The sequence below is a fragment of the Anoxybacteroides rupiense genome, assembly GCF_014196195.1.
In the GTDB taxonomy this organism is placed as follows: Bacteria; Bacillota; Bacilli; order Bacillales; family Anoxybacillaceae; genus Anoxybacteroides; species Anoxybacteroides rupiense.
On the sequence record NZ_JACIDF010000007.1, the window covers coordinates 180,958 to 201,764 of the forward strand.

General features: G+C 43.3%; 18 protein-coding genes and 3 pseudogenes. 14 read left to right on the top strand and 7 right to left on the bottom strand.

What is annotated here, in order from left to right; genetic code table 11:
* Window positions 1–14 precede the first annotated feature (14 nt).
* From GGQ95_RS12975 to rbsB, 12 genes are all read left to right on the top strand, one after another.
* On the top strand, window positions 15–1,343 hold the full coding sequence (locus GGQ95_RS12975) for an ABC transporter substrate-binding protein (protein WP_183186914.1): 1,329 nt from the start codon (window positions 15–17) through the stop codon (window positions 1,341–1,343).
* Window positions 1,344–2,222 (top strand): carbohydrate ABC transporter permease, encoded by an 879-nt coding sequence (locus GGQ95_RS12980; protein WP_080859596.1) that lies wholly within the window; start codon window positions 1,344–1,346, stop codon window positions 2,220–2,222.
* Window positions 2,209–3,039 carry a carbohydrate ABC transporter permease gene (locus GGQ95_RS12985; protein WP_044741583.1) on the top strand — a complete coding sequence of 277 codons (831 nt, stop codon included), beginning with the start codon at window positions 2,209–2,211 and terminating at the stop codon, window positions 3,037–3,039. The genes GGQ95_RS12980 and GGQ95_RS12985 overlap by 14 nt, the downstream gene beginning before the upstream one ends.
* Before the next feature lie 255 nt (window positions 3,040–3,294).
* Window positions 3,295–4,242, top strand: a complete 948-nt coding sequence (locus tag GGQ95_RS12990; RefSeq protein WP_183186915.1) for an MTP-1 family protein — start codon at window positions 3,295–3,297, stop codon at window positions 4,240–4,242.
* 72 nt (window positions 4,243–4,314) lie between these two features.
* Window positions 4,315–5,538: an MFS transporter gene (locus GGQ95_RS12995; RefSeq protein WP_183186916.1), complete on the top strand. Its 1,224-nt coding sequence runs from the start codon at window positions 4,315–4,317 to the stop codon at window positions 5,536–5,538.
* A gap of 20 nt (window positions 5,539–5,558) precedes the next feature.
* The gene (manA, locus tag GGQ95_RS13000) at window positions 5,559–6,506 is read left to right on the top strand and encodes a mannose-6-phosphate isomerase, class I (protein WP_183186917.1); all 948 of its coding nucleotides are present in this window, start codon (window positions 5,559–5,561) and stop codon (window positions 6,504–6,506) included.
* Between the two features lie 256 nt (window positions 6,507–6,762).
* Window positions 6,763–7,752 (top strand): LacI family DNA-binding transcriptional regulator, encoded by a 990-nt coding sequence (locus tag GGQ95_RS13005; RefSeq protein WP_066150528.1) that lies wholly within the window; start codon window positions 6,763–6,765, stop codon window positions 7,750–7,752.
* On the top strand, window positions 7,749–8,645 hold the full coding sequence (gene rbsK / locus GGQ95_RS13010; RefSeq protein ID WP_183186918.1) for a ribokinase: 897 nt from the start codon (window positions 7,749–7,751) through the stop codon (window positions 8,643–8,645). Before GGQ95_RS13005 ends, rbsK begins: the two co-directional genes overlap by 4 nt.
* Window positions 8,642–9,037: a D-ribose pyranase gene (rbsD, locus tag GGQ95_RS13015; RefSeq protein WP_183186919.1), complete on the top strand. Its 396-nt coding sequence runs from the start codon at window positions 8,642–8,644 to the stop codon at window positions 9,035–9,037. The genes rbsK and rbsD overlap by 4 nt, the downstream gene beginning before the upstream one ends.
* A 50-nt stretch (window positions 9,038–9,087) precedes the next feature.
* The gene (locus tag GGQ95_RS13020) at window positions 9,088–10,563 is read left to right on the top strand and encodes a sugar ABC transporter ATP-binding protein (protein WP_159720981.1); all 1,476 of its coding nucleotides are present in this window, start codon (window positions 9,088–9,090) and stop codon (window positions 10,561–10,563) included.
* A complete protein-coding gene (rbsC, locus tag GGQ95_RS13025) occupies window positions 10,563–11,528 on the top strand; it encodes a ribose ABC transporter permease (RefSeq protein WP_044741590.1) in 966 nt (321 codons plus the stop codon). The genes GGQ95_RS13020 and rbsC overlap by 1 nt, the downstream gene beginning before the upstream one ends.
* Window positions 11,529–11,568: 40 nt before the next feature.
* Entirely contained in the window at window positions 11,569–12,501 is a 933-nt protein-coding gene (rbsB, locus tag GGQ95_RS13030) for a ribose ABC transporter substrate-binding protein RbsB (RefSeq protein WP_066150843.1), read from the top strand.
* 1,023 nt (window positions 12,502–13,524) lie between these two features.
* Here the strand turns inward: rbsB and GGQ95_RS13035 are convergent.
* From GGQ95_RS13035 to GGQ95_RS13060, 6 genes and pseudogenes are all read right to left on the bottom strand, one after another.
* Window positions 13,525–14,458: pseudogene (locus GGQ95_RS13035) on the bottom strand (IS630 family transposase); the annotation flags it as partial.
* 90 nt (window positions 14,459–14,548) lie between these two features.
* Window positions 14,549–15,790, bottom strand: coding sequence for an MFS transporter (locus tag GGQ95_RS13040; protein WP_161491061.1), 1,242 nt, complete (start codon window positions 15,788–15,790; stop codon window positions 14,549–14,551).
* 118 nt (window positions 15,791–15,908) lie between these two features.
* Window positions 15,909–16,157 (bottom strand): hypothetical protein, encoded by a 249-nt coding sequence (locus GGQ95_RS13045; RefSeq protein WP_080862879.1) that lies wholly within the window; start codon window positions 16,155–16,157, stop codon window positions 15,909–15,911.
* A gap of 26 nt (window positions 16,158–16,183) precedes the next feature.
* Window positions 16,184–16,807: a dTDP-4-dehydrorhamnose 3,5-epimerase family protein gene (locus tag GGQ95_RS13050; RefSeq protein WP_080861528.1), complete on the bottom strand. Its 624-nt coding sequence runs from the start codon at window positions 16,805–16,807 to the stop codon at window positions 16,184–16,186.
* Window positions 16,808–16,814: 7 nt separating this feature from the next.
* Entirely contained in the window at window positions 16,815–17,462 is a 648-nt protein-coding gene (locus tag GGQ95_RS13055; RefSeq protein ID WP_080861532.1) for a dTDP-4-dehydrorhamnose 3,5-epimerase family protein, read from the bottom strand.
* Window positions 17,463–17,590: 128 nt separating this feature from the next.
* Window positions 17,591–18,486 (bottom strand): annotated as a pseudogene (locus GGQ95_RS13060) (transposase).
* Between the two features lie 836 nt (window positions 18,487–19,322).
* Between GGQ95_RS13060 and GGQ95_RS13065 the strand changes: the two are divergent.
* The gene (locus GGQ95_RS13065) at window positions 19,323–19,553 is read left to right on the top strand and encodes a hypothetical protein (RefSeq protein ID WP_183186920.1); all 231 of its coding nucleotides are present in this window, start codon (window positions 19,323–19,325) and stop codon (window positions 19,551–19,553) included.
* A 219-nt stretch (window positions 19,554–19,772) separates the two neighbouring features.
* Here GGQ95_RS13065 and GGQ95_RS18355 read toward each other — a convergent pair.
* A pseudogene (locus GGQ95_RS18355) lies at window positions 19,773–20,228 on the bottom strand (ExeA family protein); the annotation flags it as partial.
* 80 nt (window positions 20,229–20,308) lie between these two features.
* On the opposite strand from GGQ95_RS18355, the gene GGQ95_RS13075 reads away from it, so the two are divergent.
* Entirely contained in the window at window positions 20,309–20,656 is a 348-nt protein-coding gene (locus GGQ95_RS13075; protein WP_183186921.1) for a DUF4260 domain-containing protein, read from the top strand.
* Window positions 20,657–20,807 lie beyond the last annotated feature (151 nt).

Genomic DNA, 20,807 nt, shown 5'->3' on the forward strand with positions numbered 1-20,807 from the left:
AAGGGGGAATACGCATGAAAAAGAAAGGTTTTGTCCAAATGGCAGCGGCATTGCTTACGGTCGCTCTGATCAGCGCCGGATGTCAAAATGCCGACAAAGACACGGGTGCGAAAGAAGGGAAATCGAGCCAAACCGTGACATTTGATTTTTGGGCTGCCCCTAATCCGACACAGCAAGCTTTTTGGAAGAGTATGGCAGATGAATATATGAAGGATCATCCGAATGTGAAAATCAAAGTGTCGCCGATGCCGGAAAGCCCTTCATCTGAAGCGGGAATTCAATCAGCGATCGCCTCTGGGCATGCTCCGGCGGTTTCTGAAAATATTTCAAGGGGATTTGCCGCCCAGTTGGCCGCGAGCCGGGCCATTGTGCCGCTGGATGAATTAAAGGGATTTGATGAGCTGATTGAACAACGGAATATGAAAACGACGATTTCGAGCTGGGAGTTCGCCGATCAGCATCAATATGTGTTGCCGATTTATTCGAACGCCATGTTATTTGGCTGGAGAATGGATATTTTAAAGGAGCTTGGGTATCAAGAGCCGCCGAAAACGTATAGTGAGGTAATGGAGGTTGGCCAAAAACTTAAAGAAAAATATCCTGATAAATTTTTGTGGGCGCGGGCTGATTTAGTGAAGCCAACATGGTGGGCGAGATGGTTTGACTTCTTTATGTTATATAATGCCGCTTCTGATGGCAATAACTTCATAAAGGGAAATCAACTCGTTGTAGACGATCAGGCAGGAGTGAAAACGCTGCAATTTTTTAAGGAGCTTCAGAAAAATGATTTACTGTTAACGCGGGAAGCAACCGATCCATTTGAAAATGCGACCTCCATTATGGTAGACCTTGGGCCGTGGACATTCCCGTACTGGGCAGAAAAGTTTCCAGAGATGAAATTTCAGCAAAATTATGCCTTGTCCTTACCTCCGGTGCCTGATGATGTCGATCCAAGCAAAGCGAAAACATTTGCCGATACAAAAGGTCTTGTAATTTATGCTTCGGCTACGAAAGAACAGCAGCAAGCGGCGTTCGATTTTATTCGCTGGGTTTATTCCGATGTGAAGCATGATTTGGATTGGTTCAAGCAAACGAATTTACCGCCTGCGCGCGATGATTTGTCCATAAATGAGGCCTTTGTCTCTTATTTGGAGGAAAATCCGCAATTAAAGCAATATGCAGAAAACATTCCGAACGCGATTCCGCCAGTTGATAATGAGAAAACGGTCGAAATCCAAGAGCTTATCGGAAAAGAAGCGTTAACACCTGTGATCAAAGGGCAAAAAACTCCTGAGAAAGCATGGGAGGACATGAAAAAGGCAATTGATGGGGTGTTAAAATAAATGAACAAAACGACAGCAAGGCTGGGTTGGCTTTTAGCCAGCCCCTACCTTATCTATTCATTCATTTTCTTTCTGTTTCCGTTGATATGGGCGCTTTATTTAGCTTTTACAAATTGGAACTTAATTGCTCCAGATTATGAAACGGTCGGGCTTCAAAATTTTATCGAAGCTTTTTTTAGCCAAAGCGTCAGAGCCGCTTTTTGGACGACATATAAATTTATGCTCATGTTTGTTCCTATTGTAGTTGCCGGCGCGCTTTTTTTGGCTTTGATTATCCACTCGTTGCCTCGATTGAAGGGGCTGTTTTCGGTGGGATATTTCCTTCCTTATTTAGCGTCGGGAGTGGCTTCAGCGATTGTAGTAAAAGGGGTTCTTTCTTATAACAGCCCATTGAATATTTTTTTCCGAAATCATTTAGGGATGGATATTAATTGGCTCGACTCCCCCATTTTAGCTCCGCTTATGATTGCGCTCATGATGGCTTGGAAATTCGTCGGCTATTATGCGTTATTATTTTTATCTGGATTAGAGAGCATACCAAAAGAAATTTATGAAGCAGCCGAAATGGATGGGGCGGTTGGCTGGAAGCGGTTCTGGTATGTTACGATCCCGATGCTGTATCCTTCCTTCTATACAGTGACGATTTTAGCGGTAGGTCTTATGTTTGGCATTTTTACAGAACCGTATGTATTAACGGGCGGAGGCCCTGATTATTCAACACATACGTGGCAGCTAGAAATTTATAATCAGGCATTTGAAAAATTAAATGCCGGATATGGAACAGCGGTAGCCATTATCAACTCCATTGTGACCTTTGCTTCTATTCTTGTCTTTCGCAAAATCTTAGAGAAGTGGGGTGCCAAGCATGGTTGGGAATAAGCGATTCAAGACAGCGCTGCTCTATACATTGGCGTTCATAGTGCTTATCATCATGGTCTTTCCCTACTTGTATATGATATTGAGCTCGCTGGCCCCGTGGGAACAGGTGGATCGTAAAATCATTCCAACGAAGCTGACGCTGCGTTCGTATGAATGGTTATTGACGGGAGGAGAGAACGTCATACCGCGACCATGGCTGCGTGCTTTCTTTAATAGTTTGCTTGTGACGGTGTCCTCTACGTTGCTTATGCTGACCACAGCCATTTTGGTTGGGTATTCTCTAGCCAAACTGAAATTTAAAGGCAACCGTTTGATTAATAATATGATTCTGTTTCAAATGTTTTATCCTGCGATTATTCTATTAATTCCTCTGTTTTTAATTATTCGTTATTTTGGATTGTACGATACGTATTGGGCGATGATTTTACCGAAGGCTGTCAATTTGTGGGCGATTTTTATGTATACAAACTTTTTCCGCAGCATACCAGATGAGCTGATAGAAGCGGCTAAAATGGATGGGGCGGGACAGCTGAAGATCATCACCAGGATTATTTTGCCGATGTCCAAGTCGATTACGACGATTATTTTTCTGTTTCTCTTTATGGAAAGATGGGTTGAACTATTATGGGATATGTTAGTGGTGAACAGTGAAAAAATGCTGACGCTCAATGTGCTGTTGGCGCAAATGTTCGGCCCGTATGGAGGATATCCTGGCCCGATGTATGCGGCCTCTGTGCTGCTGACGCTGCCAATTTTAATTTTATTTATCATCTTTAGCAGGAATTTCAAAGAGGGAATGCAGTTTGTGCTGAAATAAAAGCGGCTACCGATATGAAGGAACGTCACAAGGGAAAACGGCGGCTGTTGCAGAAATGAATCCAGAGTTTGAGACGTTTTCTCCGTCGGTGGGGTGACCGAACGACGCCGCTTTATCGAACCGTCCATGGGGCGGGATGCGGCGTGGCTTCAACCTTTGATACGTGGGTGCGTGACGAAAAGAAAAGCCGCAGGATTCTTCCCGTTGTAGGTTTTTCCTATTGGATATGGATAGTAAAAGTGTAGGAGGATTTTTATGCAATTAAAAAAAACAGCGGTCAAAACTTGCGCGATGCTATTGGAGGAATTTCAATATCGCCCGCAGCCCGTTCATCCTGAAAAATTAATATTTAAAGGTGTCGGCGATCGCGACGTGTACAATATTTCCGCGCCATTTGAAGAGGATGGCGAGCAAGTCATTGCCGGACGGGTGGAGCCTCGTGACAGCGAGCGCTCGGAAGTGTATTTTTTTGTGAATCGCCATGGGGAGTGGGTGCCGCGGGAAGGAGCCCCGATTTTCCAGCTGCAAGATCCTTTCTTTACGAAAATTGGCGGTGAGTTGATTTTTGGCGGAGTGCAAACTTTCCCGCATCCGGTCATCGAAGGAGCGCTAGGATGGAGAACGGTATTTTACAGGGGAAAGACGATTCGCGAGCTGCGGGAGTTTGCGAAAGGTCCAGATGGAATGAAGGATTTGCGATTAATCGAACTGCAAGACGGATCCATTGGTGTGATTACGCGGCCGCAAGGAGCAAAGGGAGGCCGCGGCAAGATTGGATTTACCCGCATTTCATCGCTTGATGATTTTACCATTGACGTCATCCATGAAGCTCCGCTTTTAGAGGGACAGTTTGCAGAAGAAGAATGGGGCGGAGCGAACGAGCCGCATTTGCTGGAGAATGGGCTGGTGGGTATTTTAGGCCATATCGCTTGTTTTGATGAAGAAGGAAACCGCCATTATTATCCGATGGTATTTGCTCTTGATCCTGAGACAGGGGAATATTCAGATATCGAATTGATTGCGACAAGATCGCACTTTTTGGCCGGAGCTGCTAAGCGGCCTGATCTGGAGGACGTCGTGTTCAGCGGCGGCTTGATCCGTAAAGGAGATGGCACCGCTGATTTATACGCGGGCATCAGCGACGCGGAGGCGCAAAAGATTACGATCCCCGATCCATTTATCAAATATGAAACGATCAAGTAAAAAGGGCTTGTGCATACAGGGGGCTGAGAAGAGTAGATTCATATTGACAAAAAATAATAGAGGTCATGAACCATGAAGGGTTTTCTGCGTGATGTATCGCCAGAGGCAACGTATTATTTAGCGATGACTGGATTATTTTCATTCGGAAATGCGCTGTCAGGGATGTTCTTGCAAATTTTTATATGGCGGCTGGATCGCACCTTTACGCTGCTGGCCCAATATAGCTTCTATACGTCGCTCTTTATTTTATGCAGCTTTTATTTCTGTGCATGGCTGGCGCGGAAAACAAGCCCGATGGCAACGATGCGCTGGGGCATTGCCGGTTATTTTCTTTCTTACTTGCTGGCGCTCGTCCTTCGCGATGCGCTGATTCATCACCTTCTTTTATTGGGGTTGCTGCAGGGATTGGCGATCAGTCTATTCTCTGTTGGCATGCATATGGCCAACTTGGATATGGCGACAAATCGCGGAAGAGACCGATTTTTATACATGCAAGGCTTGGTGGCGGCGATTGGCGGAGTGGCCGGCCCTCTCGTTTCAGGTGCGGTGATTAGTTGGTTTGATCAGATGCTCGGCTACTATCTTGTCTTTTTTATGGCTTGTGTCTTTTTTGGTTTGGCGGCCATCGTCTCGCTGCGCATTCCAGAGCGGCCTGTCGAGCTGCAGAGCCGTTTACTGGCTGTGCTGCTCCATGCCCCAAAGGAGTGGAAGCGCATGTATCTCGTGATGCTGGGAGACGGGATTGCTTCTGGAGTATATGTCACATTTTTGATTTCCATGATGATGTATCAGGTGGCTGGTGGAGAGTGGAAGCTTGGGGTTTTTCAAATGATGTCAGAGCTTGTTTCGATTGTTTCTTTGGTGATCCTCGCACGCCGATCGCGTCCAGATCAACGGATGCTTGTGTATACAATCGGAACGCTGGGCATTTGGCTCGGTTCGCTCTTTTTGGCCTATCAGCCAACGATGCTAAGTCTGATGTTGTTCGTGCTTATGAAACCGATCGCCTTGAACATGATGAATACAACGATAAACGCGCTGATTTATGCAGCGATTGAAAAAGATCCCCGCTATAAGCAGATGCAGCTCGACTATATTACTGTCAGGGAAATTCCGCTCGGTCTCGGAAGAATGGCGGGAGTCTTTATTTTTTTCATGATGCGGAATTACCTCGATTTCGACCAGCTGCTGCCGGTATCCTTTAGCTTGTTTCCATTGATTTATGTGGCGATGATCCCTGTGCTGTACTTGATTTGGCATAAAAATCAAACAGAGGCGGGCAGGACATTAACTTAAAATAAAGGGAGGATGCAGGAATGAAACAGCCGATCTTTTTCCGCCCGGTTTTCCAAGAAAGAATTTGGGGCGGAACCAAATTGCGCGATGTATACGGATATGATATTCCTTCTGAACGAACAGGCGAGTGTTGGGCCATTTCGGCTCATCCAAACGGGCAAAGTGTGGTACGTTCTGGTGAATGGGCAGGAATGCCGCTCGGGCAGCTATGGCAGGAGCATCGCGAATTATTCGGCTACTATGACAGTGACCGTTTCCCTTTACTAACCAAAATCATTGATGCCAATGACGATTTATCTGTGCAAGTGCACCCTGATGATGAATATGCATCCAACTATGAAAAGGGCGAATGGGGAAAAACGGAATGCTGGTATGTCATCGATTGCGAAGAAGGTGCCGAGATTATTTTCGGACATCGAGCGAAAACAAAGGAAGAGCTGGCCGATATGATGAAAAGGGAACAGTGGGATCAGCTGCTGCAGCGTGTACAGGTAAAGGCGGGGGACTTTTTTTATGTTCCAAGCGGCACGGTTCACGCTCTATGCTCCGGTTTGCTTATTTTAGAGACGCAGCAAAACTCGGATACAACCTACCGCGTATATGATTATGGACGCCGTGATCGCGATGGCAAGCCGCGCGAGCTACATGTTAAAAAAGCGCTTGATGTGATCACGGTGCCCCATTTACAGCAGCCAATCGAGCCAACCGTGGTCAAAATGGCGGGGGCGACAGTGACGACATGGGTGCGGAGCGACTACTTTACGGTTTCAAAATGGGAGGTGCATCCGCGGCTTGAAATGGAACGAATTCAACCGTTTCTGCTGCTGAGCGTAATGGTCGGGACGGGAGCGATAGGCACGGAAGAAGGAGAATGGCCGCTGCAAAAGGGAGACCACTTGCTGTTACCGTATCAATTTGGCCCATTTCGAATCACGGGACATGTCCAACTCATTGCGTCGCAACCGTAATATATAGGTGCTTAAATAGGTGAATAGGGAAGGTGGACTTTCCTTCCGTCTTCGGTGAGCGGTTACGTTTTGGTATGACCGCTCATCGAGTGTGAGCTTTGACATGACAGATACCGTTCAGTACAGGAATCATAAGTGAATCGATTGGAGCTGGCGATACGAGTAATATTTATATAAAAAATCTCTTGCCTCTTTTAATCGAATTCTGTTATAGTGTATGTAACCGGTTACAGAGATAAAGGTGGAGAGAATCAGGATGGCAACGATTCGTGATGTTGCTAAATTGGCAGGTGTATCGGTGGCGACCGTTTCGCGTGTGCTGAATCAAAACGGTTACGTCAACGAAGATACTGAAAAACGAGTGAAAAAAGCGATTGAACAACTGAATTATAAACCGAACGAAGTAGCACGAACCTTATTTAAAAAAACATCGAAAACGATTGGGCTCATCGTTCCCGATATTTCTAACCCGTTTTTTCCAGAGCTTGTTCGGGCCGTTGAAGATGTCATGAATATTTATGATTACACGGTGATTTTGTGCAACTCTGATGAAAAAAGCGAAAAAGAAAAGCAATACATCGGGATTTTAAAGCAAAAATATGTGGACGGCATTATTTTGACGACTAATCAGCTAGAAAGCGATGAGGTGCTGGAGCTGGGGGTTCCGGTTGTTGTCCTCGACCGGCCATCGATGCATTCATTTCCGTCTGTTATCGCTGACAATTACGGTGGCGCGCGTTTAGCAACAAGGCATTTGTACGACATCGGCTGCCGGAAAATCGCCCACATTCAAGGGCCGACCCACGTGGTGAATGCGATGGAGCGCTTTCGCGGATACCGTGATGAAATGCAGGAGCTGGGTCTTTGGAATGAACAGTTGATTATTCAAGGAAACTATCAATTAAAACAAGCAAAAGAGGCGACGCTGCGAGCGCTGCAAGAACATAAAATGGACGGCATTTTTGCTGGAAACGACGCGATGGCAGTCGGAGCACTGAAGGCGGTGCAACAGCTCGGTTTGCGGGTGCCGGAGGATGTGGCCATTATCGGGTATGACGGCATTCCGCTGACGGAAATGACGACTCCCGAATTATCGACGATCTCACAGCCTATTTATGAGATGGGGGCGATCGCTGCCCGGATTTTAGTGAAAAAAATTGAAGCTAAACCGCTTGAACAGCTTCATTATGTGCTGCCTGTGAAGCTGGTGGAAAGGCAATCGACGCAAAGGAGAGGAACGAGATGAAAAAACCAGTGATTACCGTCATTGGGAGCTTAAATATGGATTTGGTCACGGTGACAAAGCGTGTTCCAGAGCAAGGTGAAACCGTATTAGGCGAAAAGTTTCACCTCATCCCCGGCGGCAAAGGCGCCAATCAAGCGGTGGCGGCTGCTCGTCTTGGAGCGGAGGTCCATATGATTGGCGCGGTAGGCAGCGACACGTTTGGCGAGGTGCTAAAGCGCCAGCTTGACAATGAGGGGATTTTTATCGACGGTGTGAAACCGGTTACAGATGTGGAAACAGGCACGGCGATGATTACGGTGTCGGATGGCGACAATCGCATCATTGTCGTTCCCGGGGCGAATTATGCGCTGCAGCCCGAAGACTTGGAGCAGCATGAAGCTGTCATTGCCAAGAGCGATATTTGTTTATTGCAGCTGGAGATTCCGCTTGCTGTCGTGGAGCGGGCCGTTGCCTTGGCCAAAAAGCATGGCGTTTTTGTTATCTTAAATCCGGCGCCGGCACAGCCCCTGCCGCCGGCGCTGTTGGAGCAAATAGATCTAGTGACACCGAATGAACATGAATGCGGCATCATTTTTCCTGAACAGGACCGCGAGAAATGGGCCGCTAAGCTTGTCGTCACAGAAGGCGCGCGCGGTGTTTCCATCACTAAAAACGGAAAGCAAATGATCGTTCCGGGCTTCCGGGTACCAGTCGTCGATACAACGGGCGCTGGCGATACGTTTAATGGCGCGCTCGCAGTCGCCTTGAGCAAAGGAATGGAACTGGAGGAGGCGTGCCGCTTTGGCAATGCTGCCGCTGCTTTATCCGTCACCAAGCTTGGGGCGCAGGGCGGAATGCCGACAGAGAAAGAAGTCATCCAATTGCTTGAGGCTGCGAAAGGAGAAGCATTATGAAAAAGGACGGTATTTTAAATAAAGAACTGAGCACGGTTTTAGCTTCACTTGGCCATACGGATACAATTGTCATAGCCGATTGCGGTCTGCCGATTCCGGATGGAGTGATTCGCATTGATTTATCCGTTGTCAAGGGAGTTCCATCCTTTTTAGCTGTATTGGATCCGCTCCTGGCGGAATTGGAAATTGAAGCAATCACCGTAGCGGAAGAAATGAAAACGCATAATCCGAACATGTATGAGGCGATTCAGCAGCGTTTTTCAGGAGTTGAGCAGCATTTTGTTTCCCATGAACAATTCAAAGAAATGCTTCATGCGGCCAAGGCGGTCATCCGTACGGGAGAAGCGACTCCTTATGCCAATATGATTCTTCATTCAGGAGTGAATTTTTAACAGGCGGTTTGGGAAAGGGGAGAGGAACCGTGACAGCACCGTTGATTCAAATGAAAGGAATTAGGAAATCGTTTCATCATCATCTTGTTTTAGACGGAATCGATTTGGAGATTCGCTCTGGAGAAGTGCATGCCTTGATGGGGGAGAACGGAGCGGGGAAATCGACATTAATGAAAATTTTAACAGGGATGTATGAAAAGGATGGTGGGACCATTGCCGTCAATGGAACAGACGTGCATTATCGCCATCCGAAAGAGGCCGAACGCGACGGGATTGTGTTTATTCATCAAGAATTGAGCGTCATTCCTACGTTAACGGTAGCGGAAAATATTTTTTTAGGACGGGAGCATACGGTTGGCCGGACAGGCATTATTCGGCGCAAGGAAATGGAAAACCAGGCCTCTGTTTATTTGCAGAAGCTCGGCGTTGACATCGCTCCGAATGAAATCGCTGGAAAGCTGTCGGTGGGGAAACAGCAAATTATTGAGATTGCTAGAGCGCTGTCGACCGATGCCAAATGTCTGATTATGGACGAACCGACCGCCGCCCTGACAGATCGGGAAATTCAAACCTTGTTTACTGTGATTCGAACGCTGAAACAGCAAGGTGTGGCCATTATTTATATTTCTCACCGGATGGAGGAAATTTTCACCATTTGCGAACGAATTTCCGTGTTGCGGGATGGAAGAATGATCGGAACGAAATCCATCGCTGAAACCAACTTCGATGACATCGTCCATATGATGGTCGGCAGGCAAATCGGAGAGCGTTTTCCAAAGCGAACAGCGCCAATCGGCGACGAAGTGCTTCGGGTGGAAAATCTGACGCAAAAAGGCGTGTTTCATAACGTTTCCTTCTCTGTGAGATCGGGAGAAATTTTAGGTGTCGCCGGTTTAATGGGAGCCGGCCGCACGGAAATAATGGAGGCGCTTTTTGGCATCCGCAAAGTCGATGAAGGAGCCGTTTATATTGATCGCCAGCCCGTCAAGCTTGGCTCGCCGCGGCAGGCGATTGAACACGGAATGGCTTTTATTACCGAGGACCGGAAAATGAAAGGGCTTGTGCTCAGTATGAGCGTTCGCGAAAATTTAACACTGCCGACATCGGAAAAGCTAGCATCGGCGGGAATCATTCGCGCAAAACAAGAAGCGGAGCTTGTCCAGTCGCTGATTGCCCGCTTAAACATTAAAACCGCTTCTGCTGAACTGGAAGTGAAAGCGCTAAGCGGAGGAAATCAACAAAAGGTGGTATTTGGGAAATGGCTCATGATGAATCCGCGCATTCTGATTTTAGATGAACCGACTCGCGGTGTGGATGTAGGAGCCAAAAAGGAGATTTATGAGATTATGAACGAGCTGACGGCACAAGGTGTGGCCATCGTGATGGTGTCCTCTGAATTGCCAGAGATTCTAGGGATGAGTGACCGGATTATGGTGGTGCATGAAGGAAAGGTCAGTGCCATTTTCGACAATGAACAGATCGATCAAGAAACGATTATGCGCGCGGCGACGGGAGGGAATGAATAATGCAGCATCCGGATAAACTCGCACAGACTGGAGCAGCTTGGCGCTTGGAAATGAAAAAGCTGGGACCGCTCATCGGCTTTATCTTGTTGTGTATCGTGTTGTCGCTATTAAGCGATCATTTCTTAACAGTAGACAATTGGCTGAATATTTTTCGTCAAGTATCCATTAATGCATTGATTGCTTTTGGAATGACGTTTGTCATTTTAACAGGCGGCATTGATTTATCGGTTGGTTCTGTACTGGCGCTTTCCAGTGCGCTTGCTGCCGGTTTGATGGTAGACGGAGTCAATGGGACTGTTGCCATTGCCGTCGGGATTGCGGCTGGTCTCGTGATGGGGGCGCTGAATGGAATCATTATTACAAAAGGGCGTGTCGCGCCATTTATTGCGACATTGGCGACCATGACGGTGTTCCGCGGGGCGACGCTCGTTTATACGGAAGGGCGCCCGATTACCGGATTTTCGGATCAACTGTCGTTCCAAATGCTTGGCCGCGGTTATTTTCTAGGAATTCCGGTTCCGATTATTTTGATGCTTGTCATTTATGCGGCACTATATTTTGTGTTGAAAAAAACAACCTTCGGCCGCCATACGTATGCCGTTGGTGGAAATGAGGAGGCGACGCGCATATCAGGCATTCGCGTCGACCGCTTGAAAATTTGGATTTATTCGTTGACGGGCGGTTTATCAGCGCTTGCGGGACTTATTTTAACCTCGCGCCTCAACTCGGCGCAGCCAACCGCTGGAACATCGTACGAGCTCGATGCGATTGCTGCGGTGGTGCTCGGCGGTACAAGCCTATCGGGCGGCCGCGGTTGGATTTTTGGAACGCTCATTGGCGCGCTGATTATTGGTGTGTTAAATAACGGTCTCAATCTCTTAAATGTCTCGTCGTTTTATCAGCAATTAATTAAAGGTGCTGTCATTCTTCTTGCGGTGATTTTAGACCGCCGCAAAGAAGTTTGATATAGATGAAATGAAAGAAAACAAAGGAGTGGGGGAAATGATGAAAAAATTTTTCAGTATGCTGCTAGTGCTCCTCTTAGCGGTTGGGGTAGCAGCGGGCTGCTCTTTAGACAATGGCGATACAGGCAGCAAATCCGAGGATAAGAAAGAAGGCAAGCTAAAAGTTGGTTTATCGATTTCTACCTTAAACAACCCGTTTTTCGTGACGTTAAAGGAAGGAGCGGAAAAAGCGGCGAAAGAAGCCAATATCGAATTAACGGTTGCGGATGCACAAAATGATTCGGCAAAGCAAATCAACGATATTGAAGATTTAATTCAACAAGGTGTCGATGTCCTTTTAATCAATCCGACCGACTCCAGCGCGGTAACATCGGCTATTGAGTCGGCGAATCAAGCGAACATTCCGGTCATCACAGTCGACCGCAGCGCGGAAGGCGGCAAGGTGGCCTCACATATCGCTTCCGATAACGTAGCAGGCGGGAAAATGGCTGGAGAATTTTTAATTGAAAAATTAAAGGATGGCGGCAATATCGTTGAACTGGAAGGAATCCCTGGCTCATCAGCGGCTCGTGAACGCGGCGAAGGCTTCCATCAGGCCATTGACGGCGCTGCCAATATCAAAGTAATCGCGAAACAAGCGGCTGACTTTGATCGCGCCAAAGGATTATCCGTAATGGAAAACATTTTGCAAAGCCATAAAGATATCAAGGCCGTCTTTGCCCATAATGACGAAATGGCGCTTGGAGCGTTAGAAGCATTGGAAGCGCACGGCATGAAAGATGTATGGGTCGTCGGCTTTGACGCCACAGAAGATGCTGTGAAGGCCGTCCAAGATGGAAAAATGGCGGCGACGGTAGCGCAAAAGCCGGAAATGATTGGCGAACAAGCCGTACAAACAGCCCTCAAAGTATCGAAAGGCGAAAAAGTAGAATCCTTTATTCCGGTACCGCTAGAACTAGTGAAAGGCGAATAATCACGTTGCAATCAATAGGGAGAGAGCGATCCATCGAAACGCTCTCTCTTTTTTGGACGTCTTGGTGTGCGCATACTAAGGATGGTCAATGTGGAAAAAACACTAGCAACTGTCCGAATCTATACCTGTCAAGTCATCCATGTATTAGTGAGGCAAGATCCAATAGATTCGCTTGTTGTGTGGTCTGTGTACCGTATAAATATGAATAAACGATAGCTTGTAAAACCTGCAGTTGGAAGGCAAGTGGTTTTAATTATGTATTGGTATGACGAAGGTCAGAGCAATGTTATTTTCAGCTCCATGACTGTTCTGTAAGACGATGTAGCTTGACTTCTTTATTGCGATTGCGAAAAAAATTCAATAGGATACAATAATTTTTTGTTGATTTATGTCTAATAGTAGCTTTTATGGGTACAATCATGACATCACTTTCCATAAATATAAGTCGTTCCGCGCTTTATTCAAGCGGAATGGCATTGTCTGTACTTTTCTATTGCAAAATATAATGACAGAGGATATTTATCATAAAACATTTATATCATCATCCATCAATTTGAGATTGGTTTAAATCTTCAATAATTTTTTAATAGCTCTGGGTATATACTTATACTCATTGTTCCGTTAAAGTTATATAACTCAATGACAATTTTTTTATGATCTTTTTTATTTTTTCTTAATATAATTATTTCCCTGAGATCACTATATATTTCAACAACATTATTTTTTATAATTAACAGTAAATTTTTAGTAAATTTCTTTTTTATTCAATTCAGACATCCCTTAAATTAGTTTTAGTGAAATGATTTAAATTAATAAAATCAAGATATGTTCCAATTCTCAAGTAGATAGATATCTAAGTATAATAGCCTGAGGGAAGAGCAAATTGTATGTCTTGGGAATAGAGGACCTAGCCCAAAGATGTTCTTTCATTCCTATTTTCGTATGAATTATACCCTGCAATAGACCACACAAACGGTCGATTGTGTGGTCTGGATTCTGGTTGATTCTCTGAATAAAGGTTTAAGCATTCTTTTTGATTTCCTGCACAGTCAAATAGAATACATTGTAAATCACGTCTGATTTTAGATTTCCATACCCCTTCAATCCAATTCAGTTGAGGGCCATATGGTGGCAAAAAGACGAGCTCTAACCGATCTTCGTGTTCTTTTTAAAATGGCTGAGTGAGTTAGGCATGATGAATTCGAGCGTTATCTAAAATCATCGCCATTTTGCCTGTAGGATAGCGCTCTAACACAAATGGAAGAAATGTTTCTGCATCATAGCGTTCTTCTTCGATGCAAAACACATTCCTGTTTCGTAGTTCAACGTGCCAATCAACTTCCTCCCTTGATGTGTTCCAAACGTCGGAATGATCCGTTGCTTTTTTTTTGACAAACCATGTTTTTGGAATCGATTGGTAATCCCGAACATCGATTCATCTTGAAAAAGGACATATGCGATTTTCCCATCTAACAGTTTTTTTACTTCTGAGAAGGCGACTTCGGCGAATTCTTTTTGTTTTTCTTCATCGACATTGACTAGTGGATATGTCGGTTTTGGATAACTTAATCCTAACTAATGCAGAATTTTACTGGTTCCACGAAGAGTATACCTTGGTCCCCACTTTGGTTGAATGAGTTCAGCGTCATCACAAGCGTCCAATGATATTTCGCTTCGAATCCAGCCTCTACTGGAAGCTGATGTTCCATGATCGAAGTCAGCTCTTTTTCCTATTCAGGGCTCAATCGACGTGGGGTGCCAGGCGAGTATTTCATCTCCAGTCCGTCAAGACCGCGCTAGGTGTAGGTATGGATATAGTTGTAGGTGTTTTTCTTGAATCGACCAATAGTCGTTGCGATTTCTCTTTTTTGTATCCCTGCAAATGAAGATAAATCGCCTGGTAGCGTTCATATGCTCGTTTACTTTTCGCTTTCGTTTTTGTGGTTCGACATTCCACTCTTTCCCGTTCTCTATTTTCTCTCTTTAATTCGCCATAGAACGGGAGAAAATCTTTATTTCAACTTATATAGTTAATACATGGAGAGAATTATTGTGATTCTGTATTCGCAATGGATTTCATACTTACAGACCAGTTTGCTCTCTTAAGATCTGTATTCAAAGCAACGATTGTTGATATAGCGATTATTATAGAGCCCCCAATAAATACATAGTTAGAATTTATCTTTGCAATTGATCCTGCAATAAGAACGCTAACAGGGGCTAGGAGAGTAGATATTAGCCTAGAAGCGCCTATGACTCTCCCTAATTTTTTCTCTGGGACACTAGATTGAAATAATAAATAAATTAGTCTCGAATTTAGTCCTACACTAAACATTAGTGCAAAGACGACTATACCGGAAGAAATCCAATTATTTTGGAAAGGGAACAGGAATAATGCTATAGAAGTTGTTAGTGATGATATTAATAGCATTTTACCTGAGTTAAAAATCGCCTGAATCTTTGAGAATATTGCTCCACTAGTAATCCCTCCTAATGCTGACATTGTCATAACCAAGCCAATTTCAAAGCTCTTCAGATCTATAACTTCCTTTAGGTGAAACACAATCATTAGGACAGATCCACTTAATCCAAAGTTAACAAACAGGTTCCAAATTAATATTAATTTGAACAAAGGATTTTTTAGTGTATAGTGCAACCCTTGAACACTTGAAAACCATAGTTGCTTAGGGGAGGAAATATTATTGTTTAGTTCTGTCCTTTGTGATTTAATTAAGGATAATGTAGATAACAATAGGATAAAAGTCGAAAAATTGATCCATAATGAATTAAATAATCCTATTGTAGAAATTAATAATCCAGATATAGCTGGACCTATAGCTTCTGCTGTAGAAATTGCCATTTGCATGATACCATTGGCTTGAGGCAAATGTTCTTTTTCAACTAGCTGGGGAATAATCGATGTATCAGCAATCCTATATATGGCGATACAAATATCCAGAGCGAACGCAACTAAGAAAATAATTACCATGTTAAAAAATTTGAAGGAAGCAGATATAGGAAGAAAACTAATGAATAGGGCTTGTAGAGCAGATATAAACATTAATAGCTTCCTTCTGTTTATACTATCTACAATTGCTCCACCAAAGAAACCAACCAAAAATTCAGCAAAAAAACCCAATGCGTACATCGATCCCATAAGTAGGGAGGAGCCTGTTGCATGTAAAACCAGCAAGGGAAGGGCTAGGTCATAGAGGGTTTCTGCTATTTTATGTATAAAATGACTCGAAATTATGAAGAGAAATGCTTTATTTTTGTATATGTTCTTCATATATGACATCTTCCTTTAAATGATATAGTAAAATCGGAAAACCCTCTATGATATAAGGGATAGAGGATTTTCCGATCTTGGTGTGTAATGTGGTGGTAGTATTTGTAAACTTTCTCTCCTACTCAATTTCAATCTCAAACTTCTCTTTTAAGGCTTCCAAAGCTTCTCCTACAGATCCGGTTGTTGAAATATCGGAGCCAATTACCTGAGCGATTTTTCCTAAAAAAGTGGCAGAAGCTTTTTCTAGGTGAGGAGTAACACAATTAATGAAGGCAATTAACCCCTCACGCTCTAGTGGATCGGTCGTTTGATTCACTAACTCTTGTAATTCTTCCAAGGAAGAATGTACTTTTTCAATTAAAGCCATCATTGCTCACCTCCTTTCAATAAAGATTAGCTACGTTTTTTTATTGTAATCCTATTTTTTACTCCTTCCATATAGAGATCAAAGGATTGCTTGTACTCCCCTCCTTCCCTTAAAATTCGTTGTTCTCTTTGAAGAATTACTTGAAGGGTCCTATTAGGCAAAGGGAGTTCGTTTATTTGTACAATAGGGAAGTTTTCCAGTTCAGTGTCGCTTGGTACGATTAATCTATCATTACCTATGCTATATTCTGTATTAACATTAGTCGAAAACCAAATAGGTTCTGATCGTACGGTAATGTTTTTAATATTGGTAAACAATTTAGCTATTCCTCTCTCAATATAAAGATGTTTTGTAGGATCTGGCTTGAACTTTAACTCTACTTTTTTGTGTAAGGTAGGGGATCCCTTACGGCAATCCACAAATAAACCCGTAATTTCTTGATTGGGATCCCCGAAAAAAGTAAAACGATCAATTTGTCCCACCTGTATTATAAAGTGGTCTGTGGAATTAATAGAGAAATAAATCATATCACTGATTAATGGACCAGAGTTAGCAACAAGTGTGAAACTTTCCTGACCAGTTTGGACATAATAGTTCTTACACCAAAAAACACCATTTATATCACTTGAATCCATAATTTTAAGTTCCATAATATTTTCACCTCTGTTCCTGGACTTTGGGTTTTAAATTTACGTAACGTTTCTCTCCATTAATTGTAATAGGAACTCTATTTGGATAATGTTGTAATTCGATCATTGTAAGATGTTGGAGTTCAAGAACAAACTCATATGCTTTTCTTGGTATAGGAAATTCATTTGTGGTAACCACAGGAAATCTATCCAATGGTGTATCACGTTTAACATTTATTACATCATTAGCTATGTTGTAATCCTTGTTACCAATAGACATGTACCATATTGGTTCATCACGAGTTAAAATATTTTCTAAACCATCAAAAGTATGGGCAATTCCCCTATCAATGTATAGTTTTTTTGAGGGATCTGGGTAAAACTCTAATACTACTTGTTTGTGGAGAGTAGGAGAATCTTTTCTACAATCAACAAAGTAACCGGTAATCCTTTGGTTTGGTTCTCCAAAAAAAGTTAGCCGATCCACCTGTCCAACATGTATACCATAGTGAAGGTAATAGAAATTAGGGCTATGAGTTACGAGATCTGTTATCCCAGGTCCTGAGCTAGCAATAACATTATAAATTCCATTGTCTGTAGATGTTGTATACAAATTGGTTTCAAAGTGTAAGCCTTCGATCTCGGTCATTTGGATTATAGGATCATTACCTTTCAAATATATCAACCCCCAACATTTATTTACTTTTATTATAATTTCTACAATAAATTCAAAAACCCTTCTATAATTTAATAAATTTTTATTCTATTCATTTTATTGTTAATATTGATGATGGTGTTGCAAAACTAGAGTAAAAACTCGAAATTATGCATAAGGATGCAACATAACACATGCAGTAAATATCGATGAAATCCATACCATCGGGGTTGCTCCACCCCATTACTCTTTAGCTCGTTAAATACCCGTTCAATCTCGCGGCGAAGCCCAAACAGCCATTGGCCAAACCTCGTTTTCAAAAAGACAGGAAGAACCCGGCCATAGGCATCTTTTCGTTCCTTGCTATTGCGGCGGTTGATGGGGGAAATGAATAAGATTCCTGCTTGCTCAGCAGTTTGTCGAACCTTTTCGCTGTCATACGCGGCATCCCCTAACACGAACTCCATCTCCCATTGCCCCAAAGAAGCAAGCAACTCTGGTGCCACTGCCGCATCATTCCGGTTCGCTGTGGTCAACACGTGAGATAAGATGATTCCCTCGGTAGTGGTACAGAGATGGAGTTTATATCCTTTAAACCAGTGGAGTGGTATCGGGTGGACACTCCCCACTTTGCCTGTGAATCGTAAAGACTGCTTCGAAGGGCCGTGCTGTCGATCAGCACGATTTGGGGATACCGTACTTCTAGATCTTGGAGCAGCTGTGCGTGAAAAACAGGAAATCCCTGTTCCCGAAACCACTTTGCCGCACGGGAAAACGTAGACAGATGTGGAACTTCACTAAGCCCGCAAGCCCGCTGAAAACAGCGAAAACGCTGCAGAATGCGTACTAATTTTCGCAAGGAATCAATGGAAAAATAGGTTTTCAAAAAGAAACATTTCAATAAAGATTTTTTCGACACCGGCGGTCTTCCTGTCACATACGGTGTCTCCGGCAACGAGAGAGAGTCAATATATCGAAATAAGGATGCTAAAAGTGGATCCATTTCATAAGACCATGCATGTTCGTTGTTTAAATTGGAAATCATGATCGTGTCCACCCCTTGGTAGTTGGTTTTGGTCACTGTATATGATTTCCAAGGTGGTGGATTTTTTATGTGCATTTATGCATCCATTATGCGTTTTGCAACACGTTCATTGATATATGAATGCAATATAATGATCATTATGTTGCATTCATATGACCTCCTTATGTGAGTCCCCATCTCTTGTTCTGCAAGGGGTGGGGTTTTTCATGGACAGGTTCTTATTTTTAACTTGGGAAATCATGATGGTGTCCCCCTTTTGAAGGTTAATTTTTGGTCATTGTATATAGTTTCTAAGGTGGTGGGTTTTTGGCGTCCTTTATGTATTAATTATGCGTTTTGTAAGATGTTCTACCATAGTGTAACCTTCAATTAGCATTAGAAAGAAGATATTAATTTTATTGGGATTATTGAGAATAAATTGATAAATTCACTAAGAAATCTTTCCTGTCTTCGTCATGATTGAAACATGAGATTCATGAAACCTTTACAAAGCCTTCACGCTCCGGTTATACTGGTGTGCTATACTGTTCTGCGCATGAATAGTTTGGTGTGTTGAAAGGAGTCCCGAACATGGACGACCAGCTTGCATCGGTGCCTTTCCTAGAGAAACGCACAAACCATTGACCGTTTTCAATGAACGTCTGATTGAAGTAATGACAGAACTAGTTAAGAAATTTTATATGAAAATTGATGACAAGAACCAGGGAATTCGGGACATGTTGCCAAAAATTTGTCAAGAAGCCCGGTTGTTACCGGCTCCCTCATCATCTTCGTATGTAATGATGGATATGAATGCTACTTAGTTTCTTACAAATGGCGAGCGTGTAACATCGATTGTGGATACACAAGGTTATGTCATTGGTCCGCGTGAATTGGAATTGATCGCTTTTGAATATATTTTTAATGATAACGCGGCTCAAATGTTCAAAAAGGGATATACAAGCAGTTTAGAATTTCCGGATTTATCAAAGGTACGGCCTGTTTATCGCCATTTTTTGCGCCTTTTGGAAGTACAAGGATCCAAGCCGATTGATGAGTGGATGAATCATCCTGTTTTGTTCCGATGACTTTGGTCAGGAGGTTATCTTACCTTGGAATCTACAGATTTTGAGAGCAGACTGTTTGCTTCTATCCAGCTATCGCATCCGATTAATGTAAATTAGCACATTATTTCAGAATCCCTTTTTCAAATTATTTCCGAACGTTAGCACATTATTTCGGGTGATCGACTAGAATGAGGATGAATAGAGATGGAACACAGCAGGGGACGATCAACCCCTGCTGTGTCAGTACCCTATTTCTTCGGCTGCCATAAGCACAATGTCTTCGTCAATCATATGTTTTTTTAATTGAGCGCCGTATAACAGCAAGTGGTGGCGAGGTGGTTGATGATCCGCGGCCACCCCTGCGACTGCAGGGCGATCGCCTCCAAGGCAGCCTGGGTAAAAATCGGGTGTTTCGCTCCCGCCTGTTTCAGGCGGTGTTCGATATCCCACCACTTCTTCCTTATCAAGAGGCCCCATCTGGTATCGCATGATGATTCGTTGGTGAAGCGGACGGTGTTGATTCAACCGTAGTTTTGCCTGTAAATGGGGCAGCCCCGCTAAAATCAAGACAAACAGATTCGTTGAGTCCATGTGAAAGTTGAACAGGATCGTGATATCCTGCAGAAAGGCATCCTTCGCTAAATGCATTTCATCGAGGATGAACACTGACGTTGCCCGCTGTTCATATTTCCTATAAAATAATTTTAAAGGTTCTGGTTTACATGCTCATGATTGTTATCAAAATGGTTAGATTACAGTTATTAAGGGAGAATAGTATGAATAAAATTCTTTTACACTTAGAAGGGGCAGCTATCCTATTGTTGAGTCTTTATTTTTACTCTTATAATCAATTTAGTTGGCTCTTGTTTTTCGTTTTGTTATTCGCTCCAGATATATCAATGATTGGTTACTTATTCAATAATAAGGTTGGTGCCGTGCTTTATAATTTATTTCATACATATAGTTTACCAATTGGAGCTGTTATCTTAGGAGTATTGTTATCAAATGAAGTGGTTTTAGAGATAGGTTTAATATGGTCTGCTCATATCGGAATGGATAGAATGATTGGTTATGGATTAAAATATCCAACACATTTTAAAGACACGCACTTAAATCGTGTTTAAATAAACTATTCAACTAAAGGATGTGTTGGTTCAATAAGAAACAGTAAATGAGTATTAAAAGGGGCTGTCTGATAAGTCCCTAAAATGAAACAAGTGGAGAAAAACGAGCCGTTTTTCTCCACTTGCTTTTGTATTTTTTCGATTTTTCTTC